We start from the raw sequence: 17,600 nt of genomic DNA, 5'->3' as shown, positions 1-17,600 counted from the left end.
GACCCGGCCGGGTACGGTCCACCGGCCCCGGTCATCGTAGCGACGACTTGTCGGTTCGCTCGCGCGGGGTCCATCGGTGTGATCAAACAGGCACGGACGGGCTATCGCGCAGGCCGGAATCGCCGCATTACGGACGTAATCACGACCCGGAGTGTCGCGGTGTGAGCCCCTCGGCCAGCCGGAACGCCAGCCGGGCGCGGGCGAGCCGGCGCAGTTCGTCGGCGGCGACGACCCGTTCCTCCTCCGGTTCGTTGCCGAGACGTGACCGGATGCCGGCCAGAACCTGGTCGAGCCGCTCCCCGGGACGCACTCCGTCGAGGCTGATCACGAACGCGTGTCCGAAGCTGCTCTCGTACGCGGCGTGGGCGGCCCGCAGCGCCGTCCGCGCCGCCGGCGGCGCCCCGGGGTGCGGCAGGGCGGAGGACTCGGCGGCCAGGGCCGTGTCGAGCTCGGCCCGCGACAGGTCGTATCCGGCCTCGTCGGCGGCGGCGAGCAGGGCGTCCACCGTCGGGTACGGGCGGTGCGCCGCCACGCGTTCGGCCCAGCGGCGGCTGTGGCAGCAGGAGAGCAGCAGGGCCTCGGCCTCGGCGGGCGTGGCCGCGTTGAACCCGACGAGACCGCCGGTGTGCCGGGGGTGGGTCTGCTGGGCAGGTATCGCAGGCGTGTCCGCGGAGCCCGGCTTCCGGCAGGGGGCGTGCGTGTCGCTGGTCAGCGTGGGCTCCGGTACTCCGGGACGGGTGGGGTGGGCGTGACGCAACGTTATCGACGGGATGAGGGAAGTGTCCGACGGATGCGCGAATTTCACCCGGAAGGGAGAGTTTCGGAACATGTGATGGACGAACGAATTCCGGTCCGCCGGGGAACCGGGCCGGGATCCCGCCCCCGCTCCGTCCCCCGATTGGCCGGACCGCCGTCCGTACGGGAGGATTCCGAATGATGCGGTACTCCCTTCGGGGGTCCCACCGGGGCCCCGCGCTGATGGCGACCGCGGTGGCGCTGGCCACCGTGGCGGCCTGCTCCGGCGGATCCCCGTCAGGGCCCTCCGCCCCGTCCGCCCCGTCCTCCCCGGGCGCCTCGGCGAGCACGGCGCCCACGAGCGCCCCGCCGCCGCCCAGCCCCACCCCGACGCCCACCAAGGCCTACCCCCTCTCCAGCGCGCCGCGGACCGTCCCCGCCGTGCGCGCCCACGAGGCCGCCCGCGGTCCCGGCTGGAAGCCGGGGCCCACCGGCGGGGTCGTCATCGCCGCCGGCAGCGCGGGTCTCGCCGACGAGGGGAAGCTGATAGCCGGGGAGCTCGGCATCCCGTACCGGGGAGCCGTCGCCGCCGGGCCCGGGGACGTCGAGCTGGCCCTCGGCGGGTCGGGCGCGCCCGAGTCGTACTCCCTCGCCGTCCGGGGCGACCGGGTGCGGATCAGCGGTCCCGACGAGGCCGGGGTCTTCTACGGCACCCGCACCCTCAAGCAGTCCGTGAAGGCCACCGGCGCCATGCCCGAGGGGACCGTCACCGACCGGCCCGCGAAGCCGCAGCGCGGCCTCATGGTGGACATCGCCCGCAAGTACTTCACGGCCGCCTGGCTGGAGGACCGCGTCCGGGAGATGGGCGACCTCAAGCTCAACCAGCTCGGCCTGCACTTCTCCGACGACCAGGGCTTCCGGATCCAGTCCGACAGCCACCCCGAGGTCGTCTCCGCCCAGCACCTCACCAAGGCCGAGGTGCGGCGGATCATCGCGCTCGCGGCGAGCCGCCACATCACCGTGATCCCCGAGATCGACTCGCCGGGACACCTCGGCGCCGTCATCGCCGCCCACCCCGACCTCCAGCTCGTCAGCGCGAGCGGCCGCGCCCCGCGCGGGACCGTCGACATCGCGAACCCGGCCTCGGCGAAGATCGTCGACGAGCTGCTGCGCGAGTACACCGGGCTCTTCCCGGGGGCGTACTGGCACCTCGGCGCCGACGAGTACGTCGCCCTCATGTCGAAGAACCCCGAGGCGAGCTACCCGAAGCTGGCGCGGGCCGCGGTCGCGAAGTACGGGCCCTCCGCCCGCGTCCAGGACCTCGCCACCGGCTGGCTCAACGACCGCGCGGCCGTCGTCCGGCCCACCGGCAAGACCCTCAAGGCCTGGAACGACGGCTTCTTCACCGGCGGGGTGGTGAGCCCGGCCGAGGACCTGGAGGTCGAGTACTGGACGGGCCGCGAGATCGGTGCCCGGCTGCCCGTGTCGTACCTGAGCGAGGGCCGCAAGGTGGTCAACCTCAACGACGACTACCTCTACTACATCCTGGGCGAGCCCAATAACTTCCCGTACCCCACGGGCCGCCGGATCTACGAGCAGTGGACCCCCCGCGTCCTGCGCGGCTCCACCCCCGTGCCGGCGAAGTACGACGCCCGGATCCTCGGCGGCCGGCTCGCCGTCTGGTGCGACCTGTCGCGGGCCCAGACCCAGGCGCAGGTGGCGGCCGGCATCCGGCTGCCCCTCGCGGCACTCGCCCAGAAGGTGTGGGACCCGGAGAAACCGCCCCTGACCTGGGAGCAGTTCAAGGCGCTCGCGGCGAAGGTGCGCTGAGCACCGCCGTGGACGCGGTCGAACCCGATCGCGTACGTTCCCCCGGCGACGGCCATCGGGCCGCCGCGCGTTCCTGGGGGGAACCAGTTGCTCACACTCAAGAGCCCGAACGGCCTGGCGAAAGCGGTCGTGGTCCTGCTCGCGGCGAACGTCGTCTTCGACGTCCTGCTCGGCGCGTTCGACGTCCGCGACCTGCTGGCCGACGAGACGGTCCCGTACGACGTGGACGCACTCGGACCGCTGGACTGGGTCATCGCCTCCGGTCTCTCCTTCATGGTGTTCCTGGCGACCGCGACCGTCTTCGTCATGTGGTTCCACCGGTTGCGGAGGAACGCCGAGATCTGGGCCCCCGACCTGCACACCCGTACGCCGGGGTACGCCGTCGGCTGCTGGTTCATCCCGTTCGGGAACCTCTGGATCCCGCGGTCGATCGCCGTCGGGATCTGGCGAGCCAGCCGCTGGGAGCCGTACGCCGCCGACGGCAGGGGCGAGCTGCGGCTGCTCAACGGCTGGTGGGCGTGCTGGGTCGTGGGCACGCTGGTCAACTGGGTCTCCGGCCAGATGTACAAGACGGCGGAGACCGCCGGGACGTGGGTCATGGCGACGCGGTGGTCCCTCGTGGGCTACGTCCTCGACGCCGTCGCCGCCGTCCTCGCCATCCTCGTCGTCCGGCGTCTGACCTCTATGCAGCACACCAAGGCCACTGGCATGATTCCGGCCGCGCAGTGACGAAAAGGCGCCACCCGGCGCAGTAGTGGAAGTACTGCGTCCGCATCGGGTGGCGAGGAGGCGTCCATGACGTCGGGGAACGGCCGGAGCCTGCTGGAACTGATCGACGGGGCCGACGAGCGAGGGCTGGCCGCGGCCGGTCTCGCCTGCCTGGACCGCTGCCTGCCGCTGCTCGCCCCCGACGGGGGCGACGCGCTGCGGCCGGTGTGGGCGGCCGTCGCCCGCGGCGACGGAGCGGCCTGGGGCGAGGCCGTCGCCAAGGCCCGGGTGGAGCTCGACGCCGACGGCACGCCGGACGCCGCGGCCGTCCGCGGGATGCTGGCGGACGCCCCGGCCGCCTGGACGGCCGAGACCCTGCGCGCCTGGGCCGGTGGATGCTCCGTCACCGCCCTCGCCCTGCACGGCCGGTACGACGCCGCCGGGGTGCCCGACGGCCTCGTCGACCGCTGCCGGGGCGGGGACGCCGACGGCGCGGGCCCGCTGCTCGCCGGGGAGCTCCGCAGGCAGCAGGCCGTCCTCGAATCGGTCGCCCACGGCCCGACCGGACTGCGCCGGGCGCGCGAGCTCTCCGTCGAGGGCGGCCGGGTGCTGCGCGCGGTCGTCTCGCGCCGGGCCCGCACCGCCTGAGGGGGCGCTACTCCGAAGCCGCCGGCGCCTGGATCGCGATCGAGGCGATGGTCTCCGCGATCTCCCGCTCCGCCGTGGCCTTGTCCAGGCCGAGGCCGCTCAGCACGCCCTCGCCGTCCTCGTGCTCCAGGAGGGCCAGCAGGATGTGCTCGGTGCCGACGTAGTTGTGGCCGAGGCGCAGGGCCTCGCGGAACGTCAGCTCCAGGACCTTCTTCGCCGCCGCGTCGTACGGGACGAGCGCGGGCACCTCGGCGGCGGCCGGCGGCAGGGTCGCCGCGACGGCCTCGCGGACCCGGTCGAGGGTCACGCCCTGCGCGGTGATCCAGAGCGCCGCGAGCCCCTCGGGTTCGGCGAGCAGGCCGAGGGCCAGGTGCGCCGGGAGGGTCTCGGCGTTGCCGGCTGCCGTGGCCTCGTTCTGCGCGGCCATGACGACGTTCCGCGCCCGGGGGGTGAAGCGGCTGAACCCGGCGTTCGGGTCCATCTTCTCCGCGTCCGGTTCCTTGGGGACGAAACGCTTCTGGGCCGCCTGGCGGGTGACGCCCATGCTGCGGCCGATGTCGGTCCAGGAGGCGCCGGAGCGCCGGGCCTGGTCCACGAAGTGGCCGATGAGGTGGTCGGCGACATCGCCGAGGTGGTCCGCCGCGATGACGGCGCCGGAGAGCTGCTCCAGTGCGTCGGGGTGGACCTTCTTGATCGCTTCGATGAGCTCGTCGAGACGGACAGGGACATTCAGGCCGACTGGATTCGTCATGAGGCAACCGTAGGTTGACACCCTTCGCACTGTCAACCGTCGGTTGACAGTGCGAAGGGTGCAGTTCGCCCAAGGGCGGAGACGGGTCGCGAAAGGGAGGGAAACGAGAAAAAGGGAGGGAAAAGGGAGACGACCGGGGCCGCCACCCCCCACAGGAGAGGCCCCGGTCGTCATCCACGGAGCCGCAGCACGGCTCCGTATTCCATACAGCGCCACCCGTGCGTTTTCTGTCACACCGCACGTGCACCCGCACGTACGCCGCGAGGCGTCGCTGAAGGTTTCAAGTTGTACAAAGACCCCGGACCGCGTGGACGCGGTGCCGCGACACGACGTAGCGTGCAGGTGCGCGAGGCAGTGTGGCGGTCGTGACCAGCCGCGGCGCCGCGACCGACGCGACCGACGAACAGGGTTTGGGGAGTGCTGGGGGACGACGCGGAGCTGACGGCCGCGGTGCACGCTGCGCAGGACGGGGACGAGAACGCGTTCCGGACTGTGTATCGCGCCGTGCACCCCCGGTTGCTCGGCTACATACGGACACTGGTCGGCGAAGCCGACGCCGAGGACGTCGCCTCGGAGTCGTGGCTCCAGATCGCGCGCGACCTCGACCGGTTCGACGGCGACGCCGACCGCTTCCGCGGCTGGGCCGCCCGGATCGCGCGCAACCGCGCCCTCGACCACATCCGGATGCGCGGCAGACGCCCCGCGTCCGGCGGCGACGAGACCGAACTGACGGACAAGCCCGCCGACTCCGACACCGCCGGCGAGGCCCTGGAGGCCCTGGCCACCGGCCACACCATGCGACTCATAGCCCAGCTCCCGCAGGACCAGGCCGAGGCCGTCGTGCTGCGCGTCGTCGTCGGCCTGGACGCCAAGAGCGCCGCCGACACCCTGGGCAAACGCCCCGGCGCGGTCCGCACGGCCGCACACCGCGGCCTCAAGAAACTCGCCGAGCTCCTCGGGGTCGACGGTGTGACGGACGGGTCGGCAGAGGCGGTCGGGGCGGTCGTCCCCCTGGACGGTGTCCCTCCGCAACGCGGCCGCGGACCGGGGCCCGTGGCCCCCGGCGGTGTGACGCAATCACGTCCGCGTACGCAGAAGGACATGTGATGGCCGACGAGCGGTACCAGTGGCTCGACCAGGACGCCGCGGAGCAGCTGCTCCGCGGCGAACCGGTCGATGCCGCCGACGACCACGCGCGCGGCCAGGCGGAACGTCTCTCCGAGGCCCTCGGCGCGGCTCGCGCCCAGGCCGCCGCCCCGGTCGCGGGCACCGAACTCCCGGGTGAGGCGGCGGCCCTCGCCGCCTTCCGCGCCGCCCGCGCCGCCACCCCCGCCGGGGTGGGCGCCGGAGCGGCCGACCGCATCGAGCTCGGCCGGGTGCGGCTCGCCCCCGTCGCCGCACCGGCGCGCCGCTGGGGACGTTCCCTGCGCTACGGGCTGGCCGCCGCGGTCGCCGCCGTCACGGTCGGCGGCGTCGCCGTCGCCGCAGGCACCGGCGTCCTGCCCCTGGTGGGCCCCGCGCCCGCGAGCTCCGTGACCGCGGGCGAGTCCCCGGACCCGCTCGTCTCGAAGGAGCCCGGCATACGCCAGGACCCCGAGGCACCCCCGACCGGACCGGGCGGCGGTGACGGCACGCCCGGCGTGTCCCCCTCCGCCGGCACGACCGCGCCCTCCACCCAGGGCCCGGACGGAGACGGCACGTCCACTCCGGAGCCCGGCAGGACCACCACGGACACGGGTTCGACGGGCAAGGGCGACACCGGAGCCACCGGCGGCACCGCGGGCACCGACCTCCGGAGCAAGAAGATCAAGGCCTGCCGGGACTACCGGGCCGGAAAGCTCGACATCGCCGGCCGGGACCGGCTCACCCGGGACCTGCGGAACGGCGACACCCTCCGCCGCTACTGCGACCGGATCCTCGCCGGCGGCACCGGAGCCTCCGGCGGCACCGACGCGCCCAAGGGCGGCACCAAGGACACCTCCGACGGCGACACCAAGGACGAGGACCGAGACGGCTCCGGCGACACCGGCCGCGACGGGAAGGGCCGCGACGGGAACGACGCCGCCGGGTCCGGCGACGCCCGGAACGGCGGCGGCCGCGACTCCGCCCCGCTCTCGGCCGCCCTGCCCCTCGGGTCTCCCACCGGAACGGACACCGGGATCACGGCCCGGATCACGGCCGGAACACCCGCCGGAATCACCGCCCAGGCACGCGTCCCGCTGCCGGTGTAACACTTCTCGGCCCGTCGGCGCAGTATGGAATGTGCCGACTGGTCATCGGCCGCGCAGTGAGCCGGGGTTCCCCCCGTACCTACGGCTCCGCGCACCCGGCGCGGGTGGGACACGTTCCCCCGGTCCCACCCGCGCCCCTTCTTCCTCCCGCTCGGCCTACCAGTGGACGACGACCTTGTCGCCGACCTTCACCTCATCGAAGAGGGCCGAGAGCTTCGCCCGGTCCCGGACGTTGACGCAGCCGTGCGAGGCGCCGTTGTAGCCGCGGGCCGCGAAGTCCGCCGAGTAGTGCACGGCCTGGCCGCGGCTGAAGAACATCGCGTACGGCATGGGCGTGTGGTAGATCGTCGACGTCCACTCCCTCGCCTTCCACTCGACCTTGAAGAGGCCCTCCCGGGTCGGGGTGTTCTCCGAACCGAAGCGGACGTCCAGCGACGAGACGACCTTGCCGTCGATCATCCAGGCGAGGGTCCGGCTCTCCTTGCTGATGCACAGCACCCGGCCGGTCATGCACCGCGGGTCCGGGGTGTCCAGCTTGTTGGTGGTGGCGGGCTTCAGCTCGTCGGCGGTCGGCTTCCGGGTCAGCGAGACCAGCCGCTGCCAGGTCGCCTCGTCGACCGACCCCGTCTCCGGCAGCCCCCGCCGCTTCTGGAACCTCTCGACCGCGCCCGCGGTCATCTTCCCGTAGAACCCCGTCGGGGCCCGGTCGAAGAAGTCGAGCTGCCGCAGCCGCGCCTGGAGCTCGCGGACCTGCTCGTTCTCGTCGCCGTCGGCCATCAGGGGCTTGGGCGCGGGCGTGCCGGTGGAGGGCGTGGCGGTGGGGGACGGCGGCTTGCCGTCCGTGCCGGGGGAGGACGTCCCTGGCGCGGTCCCGGGCGTGGCCGACGTCGTTGCGGGCGCCCGCGTCGGGCCCGCGGTGTCGCCGCCACCGACCGCGTCGGGCGTACAGCCCGCGGCGAGCGCCACCGCTGCCGCTGCCAGCGCCACCCTGCGCAGGACGGTGCCGCGCACGGCGGTTCTGCCTATGACGGACGAAGTCCGCTTCATCTTTTCCCCCCGGGATGAGTCGTGTGTACCTACCTAGGGATGCTTCCCGCGCGTGTGCGGTTGCGCACCCGTGCCACGAACCGCGCATGCTGTGAGGAAGGTCCCGGCGTGCTGCTCTCCATGGCCCGCACGCCCGCGGCTACAGTCCGCCGCGAGGGTCCGTACCGCTGAGTAGCAGGTCTATCGGAAGGCACAACGCATGGCGCGCGAGTCTGAGTCGGGGCTGCCGATCGAGCCGGTCTACGGGCCGGACGCCCTGGACGGATGGGATCCCGACCGGAAGCTGGGCGAGCCCGGCGCGTACCCCTTCACCCGTGGCGTGTACCCGTCGATGTACACCGGCCGGCCCTGGACCATGCGGCAGTACGCGGGCTTCGGTACCGCCGTCGAGTCCAACGCCCGCTACAAGCAGCTCATCGCCAACGGCACCACGGGCCTGTCGGTCGCCTTCGACCTGCCGACCCAGATGGGCCACGACTCCGACGCCCCGATCGCGCACGGCGAGGTCGGCAAGGTCGGCGTCGCGATCGACTCGATCGACGACATGCGCGTCCTGTTCGACGGGATCCCGCTGGACCAGGTCTCCACGTCGATGACGATCAATGCCCCCGGCGCCCTCCTGCTGCTCCTCTACCAACTCGTCGGCGAGGAGCAGGGCGTGCCGGCGGACCAGCTGACCGGCACGATCCAGAACGACGTGCTCAAGGAGTACATCGCCCGCGGCACCTACATCTTCCCGCCGAAGCCCTCGCTGCGGCTGATCGCGGACATCTTCAAGTACTGCCGGGCCGAGATCCCGAAGTGGAACACCATCTCGATCTCCGGCTACCACATGGCCGAGGCCGGTGCCTCGCCCGCGCAGGAGATCGCGTTCACCCTCGCCGACGGCATCGAGTACGTCCGCACCGCGGTCGCCGCCGGCATGGACGTCGACGACTTCGCGCCGCGGCTCTCCTTCTTCTTCGTGGCCCGCACGACGATCCTGGAGGAGGTCGCGAAGTTCCGGGCCGCCCGCCGGATCTGGGCGCGGGTGATGAGGGACGAGTTCGGCGCGAAGAACCCCAAGTCGCTGATGCTCCGCTTCCACACCCAGACCGCGGGCGTGCAGCTCACCGCCCAGCAGCCCGAGGTCAACCTCGTACGGGTCGCCGTCCAGGGCCTCGCCGCCGTCCTCGGCGGCACGCAGTCGCTGCACACCAACTCCTTCGACGAGGCCATCGCCCTGCCGACGGACAAGTCCGCCCGCCTCGCCCTGCGCACCCAGCAGGTCCTCGCCTACGAGACCGACGTCACCGCCACCGTCGACCCGTTCGCCGGCAGCTACGTCGTCGAGAAGATGACCGACGACGTCGAGGCCGCCGCCCTGGAACTGATGGCCCGGGTCGAGGACATGGGCGGCGCGGTCAGCGCGATCGAGCGCGGCTTCCAGAAGAACGAGATCGAGCGCTCCGCCTACCGGATCGCCCAGGAGACCGACAGCGGCGAACGGGTCGTCGTCGGCGTCAACCGCTACACGATCGACGTCGAGGAACCCTACGAACCGCTGCGCGTCGACCCCGCGATCGAGGCCCAGCAGGCCGACCGGCTCGCCGGGCTCCGCGCCGAACGCGACCAGCCCGCCGTCGACGCGGCCCTCACCGCGCTCAAGAAGGCCGCGGAAGGCACGGACAACGTCCTGTACCCGATGAAGGACGCCCTCAAGGCACGGGCCACCGTCGGCGAGGTCTGCAACGCCCTGCGCGAGGTCTGGGGCACCTACGTCCCCACCGACGCGTTCTGAGCCGACACCGGACCACCGGGCCACCGGACCACATAGACACAGGTCACAGCGGAGTGTCGCAATGGTGTGCGACACTCCGCACCATGCTGGGTGTCACCGATCTGCCGACCTATCTCGCGGGCGTCGTCCTCATCGTCCTCCTCCCGGGGCCGAACTCGCTCTACGTGCTGTCCGTGGCCGCCCGCAAGGGCACCCGGACCGGATACAAGGCCGCCGCCGGGGTGTTCACCGGCGACGCGATCCTGATGACGCTGGCCGCGCTCGGCGCCGCGTCGCTGCTCCAGACGACCCCGCTCCTCTTCACGATCGTCAAGTACGCGGGCGCCGGCTACCTCACCTGGATGGCGATCGGCATGCTGCGCGCCGCGTGGAGCACGTGGCGCTCCCGGGGCGAGACGGCCGCCGCGGAGACCGAGGAGTCCCCGGCCGTGGGCGCCGGCGAGAACCCGTACCGCCGCGCACTGCTCATCAGCATCTTCAACCCCAAGGCGATCCTCTTCCTGATCTCCTTCTTCGTGCAGTTCGTGGACCCCGGCTACGCCTACCCGGCGTTCTCGTTCCTCGTCCTCGGCACGATCCTCCAGGTCGGCAGCTTCCTCTACCTGACCGCCCTGATATTCGGCGGCACCCGGCTCGCCGCCGCCTTCCGCCGCCGCAAGCGGCTCTCCGCCGGCGCGACCTCGGCGGCCGGCGCGCTCTTCCTCGGCTTCGCGGCGAAGCTCTCGCTCAGCAGCGCCGTCTGACGTTTGACCCTGACACCGTGTGAGGGCGTTCCGTAGGAGTCGTCATGTTCACCATCGGAGACTTCGCCCGGCACGGGCGGGTGTCGGTCCGGATGCTGCGGCACTACGACGCCATCGGACTGCTGCACCCGGCCCGGGTCGACCCCTTCACGGGCTACCGCCACTACACGGCGGACCAGCTCGCCCGGCTCAACCGCGTCATCGCGCTCAAGGACCTCGGCTTCACCCTCGAACAGGTGGGGGCCATCCTCGACGAGCAGGTCGACGCGCACGAGCTGCGGGGGATGCTGCGCCTGCGCCAGGCCGAGCTGGAATCGGCCGTGACGGAGGCGCGGGCCCGGCTCGCCCAGGTCGGCGCGCGGCTCCGAGCCATCGAGAGCGAGGGACGCATGTCCACCCAGGACGTCGTCGTCAAGAAGATCCCCGCCGTGCGGATCGCCGAGCTGAGCGCGGTCGCCGCGAGCTTCGGCCCGCAGGACATCACCCCGGTCATCGGGCCGCTGTACGACGAGCTGTGCGGCCGCCTGACGGCCGCGGGCGTCACCGGCTTCGGCCCGGGCATCGCGTACTACGAGGACGCGGGCGAGGGGAACGGCTCGGTCGTCGTGCACGCCGGCACGACCGTCCCCGAGGGAACCGCCGTCGAGGGCGTCGACGTGCTCGTCCTGCCCGGCATCGAGGAGGCGGCCACCATCGTCCACCGCGGGTCGATGGACGCGATCCTGCCGACCGCGCAGACCCTCGCCGCCTGGATCGACACCAACGGCTACACCTCCGCCGGGTACGCCCGCGAGCTGTACCTGGAGTGCCCGGAGGACCAGGCGGGCTGGGTGACCGAGCTCCAGGAGCCGGTCGGCCGCGCCTGATCCCCCCCGGGCCGCGCCTGATCCCCCGGCCCTGCCCGGAGCTACCGCTTCAGCGCCCTGCGCAGGCGCAGCGCGCGCCGGGCGAGCCGGCGGACCTTCGGGTGCCGGGGGAGGGGGAGGCCGCCGGGGAGGCCGAGGACGGTGAGGCGGCGGCGGGTGAAGTGGTGCCGGGTGTGCGCGGCGAGCGGACCCGACAGGTGCCGTACCGCCGCCTCCCGCAGCTCCGGCCGGATCTTCGGCTGCATGGCGAAGCCGACCGCCGCGACCAGGTCGTTCAGCTGCTCCGTGCCGACCTCCGCGTCGTCGTCCCCGCGCTCCAGGGGCGGGACGACCGTGTCCACCACGGTCAGGGGGACCCGGTTGCTGTTCTGGTACGGGGTGAGCCGCGTGAGCAGGGTGCGCGTGCCGACCCGGGCGACCGGCAGCCCGTAGAAGGTGTGCGCGGTGAGGAGCGCGGTGGAGAAGCAGCCGACGACGAGCGCGGGCCGCAGCTCGCGGTAGAGCACTTCGGCGAGCACGGGCCGGTGCTCGACGGCCAGTTCGGCGCCGAGCTCCTCCGCCGCGCGCACCAGCGTCCGCGACCAGGCGTCCGGGGCCGTCGGGTGCGGCTTGAAGACGAGCCTGCGGTGGCCGCGGGCGACGGCGCCCCGCACCATCCGCAGGTGCAGCTCCTCCTCCTCGGCGACGGTCAGCAGGTCGAGCGCCGCCAGGTACTGGCCGAGCAGCAGCGCCGGCCCGTCGCCCTCGGCGGCGGGGCCCGGAGCGGCTTCCGCCAGCTCCTCGACGCACTTCGTGAACGCCTCCGTCGGTACGGTCTCGGCCACCGCCCCGAACTCGGCGAGCAGCAGCGGCGCGAGCCCCGGCACGAGGTCCAGGTGGAGCAGCCGGTCCACCCGGCCGCCGATCAGCGGGTCGATCTTGTTGCGGGTCGGTCCGTAGCTCATCAGGCCGTCCGCGTACACGGTGATCGGCGCGTCGGGCAGCAGCTGGGCGACGGCGAGCGCGGGCGTCACCTGGAGGGACTCCAGGGCCAGCTCGATCCGGTCGTCGCCGAGCCCCCACAGCCGCCGCAGGTGGCGCTGGAGGAGCGGCAGGTCGCTCGCGCGGGGCGTCCAGCCGGCGGGGTGGAGCGGGGAGATCACCTCGTTCCAGGAGAGGACGTCGTCGAAGCGGCCGCGCAGCCGTGCGAAGCCCTCTGCCTCGTCCAGGGCGGGGGTCGTCTCCGGCACGGCCGCGTTGTTGGTGACGAGGAGGATCCGCCGGTCCGCGGGTCCGAAGCAGCCGCTGTCGAGCGCGGCGGCGAGCGTCACCGCGCCGTAGAGCGTCGAGGCGCAGAAGATCTGCGTGGTCCGGCGGGGCGTGGCCCGCGGACGCGTCGGGGTGCCGCTCACGCCGCCACCTCCGCGGAGGAGCCCGCACCGGCACCGGCACCGGAGCCCGTGCCGACGCCGGAGCCCGTACCCGTGCCGGAGGCCGTACCGGTGCCCGGTGTCGGGCCGGGGGGTGGGGCCGGGCGTCGGCGGCGCAGCCTGCGCAGGGTCGCGGCCCGGTCCGGGCCCATCGCGGGCAGGACCTCTTCGAGGACGTCCTGCGGCATCCGCCGCAGCGCGCCCGCGCTCATCGCCCTGAGCTGCCGTGCCACCTCGGGCTCGAACCGTTCGATCGATCCGATGTGATGGGAAATCACCGCACAATACGTGCGCACGGCTTTCGGGAGAAGCGCGTCGGCATCCCGGTCCTTCGCCGTTTCCTCGATCACCTGGTCGAATGCGCGGATGAAATCCAATTGCCGTACATCGCCGATCTGGGTGAGCGAGGTCGAAACGCCCCGCCGGTAGAAAACTCCGAGTTCGCCGACCGCGGCGAACGATTCCGCCTCGCGGTGCAGCCGCCAGATCCACGGCCGGTCCTCGGCGGTCCGCAGCCCGTGCGTGAAGTGCAGCAGGCCCCGGTCGAGGAGCCGCCGGTGGTAGATCCCCGCCCAGGCGTACGGGTAGTCGACGGAGGTCGTCCGGTGGGCCGGCAGGATCGCGTCCCTCGGCGCCAGCACCTCGCCGCGCCGGGGGACCGGCGCCCGCCGCACCGCGCGGGTGCGGCCGGTGACGGACACGTGGTCGGTGCGGAGGAAGTCGCAGCCGAGTTCCTCGGCGGCGGCGACCAGGCGGTCGTAGTGGCCGGGGGCCAGCCAGTCGTCCCCGTCGAGGAAGGCGACGTACTCGCCGCGGGCCGCGTCGAGGCCGGTGTTGCGGGCCGTGGCGAGGCCCTCGTTCCGCTCGTGCCGGAGCAGGACGGCGCCCGGCAGCTCGCGCGCGGCCCGGTCGAGGAGCTCCGGGGTCCCGTCCGACGAGCAGTCGTCGACCAGCAGGAACTCGAAGTCCTCCCGCGCGTTGGCACGCAGGCTCGTCAGGGTGTCGGGGGCGTATGTCTGCACGTTGAAGAACGGCACGACGACGGAGAGCTTGACCACGAGGCCGACGTTAGGCGCCGACCCGGCATTCCCACCGACCGGCGGGCGGATGTCCGGTGAACACCGGGCGGCGGACGGATTAACCGCCTTTACCGGCATCGGAATCCGGCTCCCGGATGACCGGAAATCGGGCCGCTTCAGAAGTCGGAGAGGCTCTGTTCACCCTTTGTTGCGGCCCAGTTGGGACGGAAAGCGGAATGCCCTTCTAGCGTCCTCGGCGTGCAAGGAAGCAACCGAGAAGCGGTACGGGTCGCCGTGCTCGCCGACTCCGACACCCGGTGGAAATGGGGCGCCCTCACCGCGCGCCGCATCACGACGGCGACCGCCGAACCCACCGGTTTCGTCCTGCGCGGACGGGCCACGCCCACCGCGCGCCAGCTCGCCGAGACCGGGGTCTCGAAGACCGCCCCGCGCGAGGTGACGGGCGCCGAGTTCCTGCGCGCGGTACGGGACGCGGAGCAGCGCGGCGAGGGATACGACCTCGTCGTCCTCTCCCTCGTCGGAGGCACCGTCCGGGCCGTCCTCCAGGGCCTGGCCGACCTGGACCTGGAGCGGCGCCCGGTGATCGTCACCGGCTACGTCGGCGTCGTCTACGAGAAGCTGACCGACGGCCTCCTGCTGCGCCACGGCGCCGACGTCGTCCTCGCCAACTCCCGCCACGACGCGGAACGCTTCCGCGCCGTCTACGCGGGCGTCGGCGCCGCGGCCGACCCGGTCGTCGAGGCCGCGCTGCCCTTCCTCGGCGGCGCCCCGTACGCCCCCGAGACCGGCCGCGACACCCTGGTCTTCGCCGCCCAGCCGTCCGTCCCCGCCACCCGGGCCGAACGCACTTACGTACTGCGGCGGTTGATCGAACACGCCCGCCTCCACCCCGGCCGCGAGGTGCTCCTCAAGCTCCGCTCGAAGCCCGGCGAACACACCACGCACCTGGAGGAGTTCCCGTACCAGAAGCTGGTCCGCGCACTCGACCCGCCCGCCAACTTCCGCCTCGTGTACGGGCACATGGGCGAGGTCCTCGACCGCACCGACCTCCTGGTCACCGTCTCCTCCACGGCCGCCCTCGAAGCCCTCCACCGGCGGATCCCCACCGCGATCCTCACCGACCTCGGGATCCGCGAGGCGCTCGGCAACCACCACTTCGTCGGCTCCGGCCTGCTGACCTCCTTCGACCGGCTCGACAAGGGGCTCGCCCCGACCCCCGACGAGACCTGGCTCGCCCGGCAGGGCGTGGCCTCCGACACCCCGTACGAGAAGGCCTTCGACGCCGCCCGCGAGCGGGTCGCCGAACTCCTCGCGCTGCCCGCGCGCCCCCCGATCACCCCCTACTACACCGCGGAGTCGGCCCCCGGCTACCTGCCCGGCATCCTCGCCCGCCACCGCCTGGACGTCACCGCGCCGGAACCCCGCGAGAGCGGACCGCGCCGGATCGTCCGGGAGGCCGCGCGGGGCGCGTACCGCCACGGCGTGCAGCGCATCGCCCCCGTCATCCGCCGCCTGGGAGAACTCTGATGCCCACGACACCCCCGCCGAACACCCCCACCGTGCTCGCCGTCGTCCCCGCCCGGGGCGGCTCCAAGGGCGTCCCCGCCAAGAACCTCGCCACGGTGGCCGGCGTCCCCCTGGTGGCCCGCGCCGTCCGCGCCTGCCTCGGCGCCCGCCCGGTCACCCACGTCGTGGTCTCCACCGACGACCCCGCCATCGCCGCGGCGGCCCGCACCGCCGGCGCCGAGGCCGTGCACCGCCCCGCCGAACTCGCGGGCGACACCGCCACCAGCGAGGCGGCCGTCCTGCACGCCATGGACGCCTTCGAGGCCACCCACGGCCGACCGGCCGACGTCGTCCTCCTCGTCCAGTGCACCAGCCCCTTCCTCACCTCCGCCGAGGTCGCCGAGACCGCCGACCGGATCACCTCGGGCGCCGCCGACACCGCCTTCACGGCCGCCCCCTCGCACGGCTTCCTCTGGCGCGACCCCCAGGACGGCGCGACGGGGGCCACCGGCGTCAACCACGACAAGGCGCACCGCCCCCGCCGCCAGGACCGGGAGCCCGAGTACCTGGAGACCGGCGCCGTCTACGCCATGGACGCCACCGGCTTCCGCACCCACGGGCACCGCTTCTTCGGCCGCACCGCGCTCGTCGTCACCGACCCCGCGCGGGTCCTGGAGATCGACGACCCGCACGACCTCGCCCGCGCCAAGGCCCTCGCGCCGCTCCTCGACGAACCCGCCACCCCGACCTTCGCCGACGTCGACGCCGTCGTCCTCGACTTCGACGGCACCCAGACCGACGACCGGGTCCACCTCGACGCCGAGGGCCGCGAGTTCGTCTCCGCCCACCGCGGCGACGGCCTCGGCATCGCCGCCCTGCGCCGCGCCGGACTCCCCGTCCTCATCCTCTCCACCGAACAGAACGCCGTCGTCGCCGCCCGCGCCCGCAAGCTCAGGATCCCCGTCCTGCACGGCATCGACCGCAAGGACCGGGCCCTGAAGGAGTGGTGCGACGCCGAGGGCATCGACCCCCAGCGCGTCCTCTACGCCGGCAACGACGTCAACGACCTGCCCTGCTTCCACCTCGTCGGCTGGCCCGTCGCCGTGAGCAGCGCCCACGACTCCGTACGGGCCGCGGCCCGCGCGGTCACCGTCACCCCCGGCGGCTCCGGAGCCATCCGCGAGATCGCCGCGTGGCTCCTCGGACCCGAGCTCGACACCCCCGCACGCACCACCACCGACTCGTAAGGAACGGCACCATGAACACCCGTCTGCGCACCTTCGGCGAGAAGACCGCCGGCCCCGGCCACTCCGTCTACGTCACCGGCGAGATCGGCATCAACCACAACGGCGAGCTCGACAACGCCCTCGCGCTGATCGACGTCGCCGCCGACGCCGGCTGCGACGCCGTCAAGTTCCAGAAGCGCACCCCGGAGATCTGCACCCCGCGCGACCAGTGGGACATCGAGCGGGACACCCCCTGGGGCCGCATGACGTACATCGACTACCGCCACCGCGTGGAGTTCGGCGAGGACGAGTACCGCGCCATCGACGAGCACTGCCGCAAGCGCGGCATCGACTGGTTCGCCTCCCCGTGGGACACCGAGGCCGTCGCCTTCCTGGAGAAGTTCGACGTCCCCGCCCACAAGGTCGCCTCCGCGTCCCTCACCGACGACGAGCTGCTCCGCGAGCTGCGCGCCACCGGCCGCACGGTCATCCTCTCCACGGGCATGTCCACCCCGAAGCAGATCCGGCACGCCGTCGAGGTCCTCGGCTCGGACAACATCCTGCTCTGCCACGCCACCTCGACCTACCCGGCCAAGGCCGAGGAGCTCAACCTCCGCGTCATCCAGACGCTCCAGGAGGAGTACCCGAACGTCCCGATCGGCTACTCCGGCCACGAGACCGGCCTCCAGACCACCCTGGCCGCCGTCGCCCTCGGCGCCGCCTTCGTCGAGCGCCACATCACCCTCGACCGCGCCATGTGGGGCTCCGACCAGGCCGCCTCCGTCGAGCCGCAGGGCCTCCAGCGCCTCGTCCGCGACATCCGCACCATCGAGACGGCCCTCGGCGACGGCGTCAAGAAGGTCTACGAGTCCGAGCTCGGCCCCATGAAGAAGCTCCGCCGGGTCCAGGGGCTCGTCGCCGCATGACCGGGCAGCTGGCGTTCGTCGAGAGCCCGGTCCAGCTCCTCAACGTCCTGGAGTGGGCGCACGCGCAGGCGCCCGCCGGCGAGCCCGCGGCGCCCCTCACGGTCGTCGTCCTCTCGCCGACCGACCCCATGTCGCGGGGCCAGCTGCGCCGGAT

The 17,600-nt window shown here is 73.1% G+C and carries 16 protein-coding genes; 11 read left to right on the top strand and 5 right to left on the bottom strand.

The genetic code is table 11. The features are described 5' to 3' along the window. Nucleotides 1–139 precede the first annotated feature (139 nt). Nucleotides 140–757, bottom strand: a complete 618-nt coding sequence (locus tag ACFCY7_RS29520) for a 2-oxo-4-hydroxy-4-carboxy-5-ureidoimidazoline decarboxylase (RefSeq protein ID WP_376489107.1) — start codon at nt 755–757, stop codon at nt 140–142. Between the two features lie 176 nt (nt 758–933). On the opposite strand from ACFCY7_RS29520, the gene ACFCY7_RS29515 reads away from it, so the two are divergent. The 3 genes from ACFCY7_RS29515 (at nt 934) to ACFCY7_RS29505 (ending at nt 3,921) form a co-directional block, all read left to right on the top strand. Continuing rightward, entirely contained in the window at nt 934–2,565 is a 1,632-nt protein-coding gene (locus ACFCY7_RS29515; RefSeq protein WP_376489106.1) for a glycoside hydrolase family 20 protein, read from the top strand. Between the two features lie 87 nt (nt 2,566–2,652). Further along, entirely contained in the window at nt 2,653–3,294 is a 642-nt protein-coding gene (locus tag ACFCY7_RS29510) for a DUF4328 domain-containing protein (RefSeq protein WP_376489105.1), read from the top strand. Between the two features lie 66 nt (nt 3,295–3,360). Then, nucleotides 3,361–3,921, top strand: a complete 561-nt coding sequence (locus tag ACFCY7_RS29505) for a hypothetical protein (RefSeq protein ID WP_376489104.1) — start codon at nt 3,361–3,363, stop codon at nt 3,919–3,921. Between the two features lie 7 nt (nt 3,922–3,928). On the opposite strand, the gene ACFCY7_RS29500 is transcribed toward ACFCY7_RS29505, so the two are convergent. Next, nucleotides 3,929–4,672: a Clp protease N-terminal domain-containing protein gene (locus ACFCY7_RS29500; protein WP_376489103.1), complete on the bottom strand. Its 744-nt coding sequence runs from the start codon at nt 4,670–4,672 to the stop codon at nt 3,929–3,931. A gap of 417 nt (nt 4,673–5,089) precedes the next feature. Here ACFCY7_RS29500 and ACFCY7_RS29495 point away from each other — a divergent pair, with 417 nt between their 5' ends. Then, a complete protein-coding gene (locus ACFCY7_RS29495) occupies nt 5,090–5,779 on the top strand; it encodes an RNA polymerase sigma factor (protein ID WP_376489102.1) in 690 nt (229 codons plus the stop codon). After that, nucleotides 5,779–6,903, top strand: a complete 1,125-nt coding sequence (locus tag ACFCY7_RS29490; protein ID WP_376489101.1) for a hypothetical protein — start codon at nt 5,779–5,781, stop codon at nt 6,901–6,903. Before ACFCY7_RS29495 ends, ACFCY7_RS29490 begins: the two co-directional genes overlap by 1 nt. Before the next feature lie 156 nt (nt 6,904–7,059). Here the strand turns inward: ACFCY7_RS29490 and ACFCY7_RS29485 are convergent, their stop codons facing one another. After that, on the bottom strand, nt 7,060–7,950 hold the full coding sequence (locus tag ACFCY7_RS29485; RefSeq protein ID WP_376489100.1) for a peptidoglycan-binding protein: 891 nt from the start codon (nt 7,948–7,950) through the stop codon (nt 7,060–7,062). Between the two features lie 199 nt (nt 7,951–8,149). On the opposite strand from ACFCY7_RS29485, the gene ACFCY7_RS29480 reads away from it, so the two are divergent. The 3 genes from ACFCY7_RS29480 to ACFCY7_RS29470 all read left to right on the top strand — a co-directional run bounded on the left by ACFCY7_RS29480 (nt 8,150) and on the right by ACFCY7_RS29470 (nt 11,339). Further along, nucleotides 8,150–9,730 carry a methylmalonyl-CoA mutase gene (locus ACFCY7_RS29480; RefSeq protein ID WP_376489099.1) on the top strand — a complete coding sequence of 527 codons (1,581 nt, stop codon included), beginning with the start codon at nt 8,150–8,152 and terminating at the stop codon, nt 9,728–9,730. Between the two features lie 83 nt (nt 9,731–9,813). Continuing rightward, entirely contained in the window at nt 9,814–10,473 is a 660-nt protein-coding gene (leuE, locus tag ACFCY7_RS29475; RefSeq protein ID WP_376489098.1) for a leucine efflux protein LeuE, read from the top strand. A 44-nt stretch (nt 10,474–10,517) separates the two neighbouring features. Continuing rightward, nucleotides 10,518–11,339: a MerR family transcriptional regulator gene (locus ACFCY7_RS29470; protein ID WP_376489097.1), complete on the top strand. Its 822-nt coding sequence runs from the start codon at nt 10,518–10,520 to the stop codon at nt 11,337–11,339. Between the two features lie 41 nt (nt 11,340–11,380). Here the strand turns inward: ACFCY7_RS29470 and ACFCY7_RS29465 are convergent, their stop codons facing one another. Further along, complete coding sequence (locus ACFCY7_RS29465; RefSeq protein WP_376489096.1) at nt 11,381–12,730, bottom strand: polysialyltransferase family glycosyltransferase; 1,350 nt, start codon at nt 12,728–12,730, stop codon at nt 11,381–11,383. After that, the gene (locus ACFCY7_RS29460) at nt 12,727–13,806 is read right to left on the bottom strand and encodes a glycosyltransferase family 2 protein (RefSeq protein ID WP_376489095.1); all 1,080 of its coding nucleotides are present in this window, start codon (nt 13,804–13,806) and stop codon (nt 12,727–12,729) included. The genes ACFCY7_RS29465 and ACFCY7_RS29460 overlap by 4 nt, the downstream gene beginning before the upstream one ends. 219 nt (nt 13,807–14,025) lie before the next feature. Between ACFCY7_RS29460 and ACFCY7_RS29455 the strand changes: the two genes are divergently transcribed. From ACFCY7_RS29455 to ACFCY7_RS29445, 3 genes are read left to right on the top strand one after another with little or no spacing between them, the layout of a single operon-like run. Further along, the gene (locus ACFCY7_RS29455; protein WP_376489094.1) at nt 14,026–15,315 is read left to right on the top strand and encodes a DUF6716 putative glycosyltransferase; all 1,290 of its coding nucleotides are present in this window, start codon (nt 14,026–14,028) and stop codon (nt 15,313–15,315) included. After that, nucleotides 15,315–16,541: a cytidylyltransferase domain-containing protein gene (locus ACFCY7_RS29450; protein ID WP_376489093.1), complete on the top strand. Its 1,227-nt coding sequence runs from the start codon at nt 15,315–15,317 to the stop codon at nt 16,539–16,541. Before ACFCY7_RS29455 ends, ACFCY7_RS29450 begins: the two co-directional genes overlap by 1 nt. Before the next feature lie 11 nt (nt 16,542–16,552). Continuing rightward, nucleotides 16,553–17,446: an N-acetylneuraminate synthase family protein gene (locus ACFCY7_RS29445; RefSeq protein ID WP_376489092.1), complete on the top strand. Its 894-nt coding sequence runs from the start codon at nt 16,553–16,555 to the stop codon at nt 17,444–17,446. The last annotated feature ends 154 nt before the right edge of the window (nt 17,447–17,600 follow it).

Source organism: Streptomyces sp. NPDC056361, from assembly GCF_042262805.1.
GTDB lineage: Bacteria > Actinomycetota > Actinomycetes > Streptomycetales > Streptomycetaceae > Streptomyces.
This window is presented reverse-complemented; position numbering and strand designations above follow the sequence as displayed.

What these genes read in the sequence shown, in the direction of transcription:
- ACFCY7_RS29505 (WP_376489104.1), top strand. Translation starts at nt 3,361, where the DNA reads ATGACGTCGGGGAACGGCCGGAGCCTGCTGGAACTGATCGACGGGGCC.
- ACFCY7_RS29515 (WP_376489106.1), top strand. Translation starts at nt 934, where the DNA reads ATGATGCGGTACTCCCTTCGGGGGTCCCACCGGGGCCCCGCGCTGATG.
- ACFCY7_RS29480 (WP_376489099.1), top strand. Translation starts at nt 8,150, where the DNA reads ATGGCGCGCGAGTCTGAGTCGGGGCTGCCGATCGAGCCGGTCTACGGG.
- leuE (WP_376489098.1), top strand. Translation starts at nt 9,814, where the DNA reads ATGCTGGGTGTCACCGATCTGCCGACCTATCTCGCGGGCGTCGTCCTC.
- ACFCY7_RS29445 (WP_376489092.1), top strand. Translation starts at nt 16,553, where the DNA reads ATGAACACCCGTCTGCGCACCTTCGGCGAGAAGACCGCCGGCCCCGGC.
- ACFCY7_RS29450 (WP_376489093.1), top strand. Translation starts at nt 15,315, where the DNA reads ATGCCCACGACACCCCCGCCGAACACCCCCACCGTGCTCGCCGTCGTC.
- ACFCY7_RS29490 (WP_376489101.1), top strand. Translation starts at nt 5,779, where the DNA reads ATGGCCGACGAGCGGTACCAGTGGCTCGACCAGGACGCCGCGGAGCAG.
- ACFCY7_RS29485 (WP_376489100.1), bottom strand. Translation starts at nt 7,950, where the DNA reads ATGAAGCGGACTTCGTCCGTCATAGGCAGAACCGCCGTGCGCGGCACC.
- ACFCY7_RS29500 (WP_376489103.1), bottom strand. Translation starts at nt 4,672, where the DNA reads ATGACGAATCCAGTCGGCCTGAATGTCCCTGTCCGTCTCGACGAGCTC.
- ACFCY7_RS29470 (WP_376489097.1), top strand. Translation starts at nt 10,518, where the DNA reads ATGTTCACCATCGGAGACTTCGCCCGGCACGGGCGGGTGTCGGTCCGG.